Origin of the sequence: Mesorhizobium sp. M8A.F.Ca.ET.021.01.1.1, from assembly GCF_003998025.1 — a bacterium.
Taxonomy (GTDB): domain Bacteria; phylum Pseudomonadota; class Alphaproteobacteria; order Rhizobiales; family Rhizobiaceae; genus Mesorhizobium.
Genome location: NZ_RZSJ01000951.1, coordinates 1 through 1,220 on the forward strand (window position 1 = coordinate 1; position 1,220 = coordinate 1,220).

General features: G+C 63.7%; 1 protein-coding gene and 1 pseudogene. Both read right to left on the reverse strand.

The genetic code is table 11. The features are described from left to right. A pseudogene (locus EOA36_RS35735) lies at positions 1 to 347 on the reverse strand (hypothetical protein); the annotation flags it as partial. Between the two features lie 138 nt (positions 348 to 485). Continuing rightward, positions 486 to 926 carry a hypothetical protein gene (locus tag EOA36_RS35740; RefSeq protein WP_127281262.1) on the reverse strand — a complete coding sequence of 147 codons (441 nt, stop codon included), beginning with the start codon at positions 924 to 926 and terminating at the stop codon, positions 486 to 488. Positions 927 to 1,220 lie beyond the last annotated feature (294 nt).

Here is a 1,220-nt window from a genome sequence, read left to right on the forward strand (position 1 = left end):
AACTTGGTCTGTGGCGTCGCCACCTTGCAGCTCTGGCCGGAAACGCTGACGTTCCAGACACCGGCGACGCTTGCCGCGTTGAGATCCGCGGCACCCGCAGGCGCCGCGCCATCCGGCGGCAGCGAGGCAACCTGCGTGTTTGCCGGCGCGGTCGGGAATTGAGACGGGTCGGTGGTGCCGGGGGACGCCGGCGGCGGCAGCTGATTCGAGCTCACCTGGCCGGCAGGCGCCGGCTGCAGCGGGGCGGGCTGCTGGTCGTCCATCGACGAGAAGCGTGAGGTTGAGCAGCCGCTCGCAACGAGCGCCGCCAGGGATACGGCCACCAGGCCGCCTTTCGCAAAATTCATTACAACCTCCGTCGGATTCGGCTGGGGGTGCCGTCCGCGCAATCTCACCTCCACCAAGATGGAGAAGGTGGCGAAATTTCAACCCGATATGGTTAAAATAGGGTTTGCGGCAAGATTGTTGCAAATTTATCGCAATCATCACGCCAGGGCGGCACTTGGGACGAACACATATCCGTCCGGCCCGACGATATAGCACTCGCGCAGACCATGCGGCTTGTCGACGGCGCCGGCCAGCACGATGTGGCCATGATCCAGCGCCGCCGCCTCGATCGCGTCGGGATCGGCGCCATAGAGGCGCAATTCGATGCCAGCACCGCGTGTCTCGGCGCCCGTGATGGAGCCCGTCATCGGGTTGTCGAGATAGGAATGGTCGGCATGCAGCATGAATACCGACCCCAGAAGCTCGATCGCCGCGAAATCTTCGTCGGCATAGATGACCCGGGCGCCAAGCACGTCGCGGCAGAAGGCTTCCATCGCCGGCATGTCGGTCACCAGCAAATTGACGCCGACGCCGCGCGGCAGCGAGCGGCCAAAATCCTCGGCCTTCATCCAGGGCGTCTTCGTCCGCTTCATCGCCATGGCGTCCTGCTCCTGATCCGCGATCCTAGCCGAGGCCGCTTCGTCCCCCTTGGCCTTCGGCCGGCAAACGCTTGCGCCAGCCGCGGCAAGGCTTATGTCTAGAATAGTCCCAGGAAAAGTGTGCAGCGGTTTTCCCGGGAAAACGCGTAGCGCTTCCCCCCAGGGAATTGCGTGAAAACAAAGAGTTCACCGAAACCCGCTGGAGCGCAGACCTTGGCCGCGAGACACAAAGCCGCCAACCGCTACTACAGCGGCCCGCCCAGCGATCATTTCGACGGCACCCTGTTCTTCAAC

Coding starts and splice junctions, on each gene's coding strand:
- EOA36_RS35740 (WP_127281262.1), bottom strand. CDS start 926: ATGGCGATGAAGCGGACGAAGACGCCCTGGATGAAGGCCGAGGATTTT.